The 394-nt window shown below is 43.7% G+C and carries 1 protein-coding gene; it reads right to left on the bottom strand.

All coding sequences use genetic code 11. The features are described from left to right. Positions 1-318 (bottom strand): orotidine 5'-phosphate decarboxylase / HUMPS family protein (locus IR141_RS12965; protein ID WP_194198409.1); only part of this gene is annotated, 318 nt, incomplete at its 3' end. Between the last annotated feature and the right edge of the window lie 76 nt (positions 319-394).

Raw genomic sequence — 394 nt, forward strand, 5'->3', positions numbered from 1 at the left:
CACTTCCTTGATAGCCTTCAAAGCAGCTGCCATAGTTGGAATAGTTGCTGAACAAATACAAGTCATCCAGTCCGCACCACGAACAGCATTGTTTTTAGCCACAGTACCACCCGCATCCGCACACTTGGTATCTGCAACGATAATTTTGTCTTGGAAGAGGCTACGTAGCACTTCTACCAATTCGCTACCAACTTGAAGCAAACAAACGGTACCTGCCTCGATAACATCCACTTCATGACCAACGGAAACAGCTGCTTTAATCGCTCCCTGCAAGTCTGAATGGTCAAGGGCAACTTGTAAATTTGGAATATGTTTCATGTTTTTTCTCCTAACTTTCTAAATCTAAACCTTCTAGGTAAGGACTGTTTTTGGACTCTTCCACCATTGCCAAGAC

Source organism: Neisseria sp. 19428wB4_WF04 (genome assembly GCF_015235335.1).
In the GTDB taxonomy this organism is placed as follows: Bacteria; Pseudomonadota; Gammaproteobacteria; order Burkholderiales; family Neisseriaceae; genus Neisseria; species Neisseria musculi.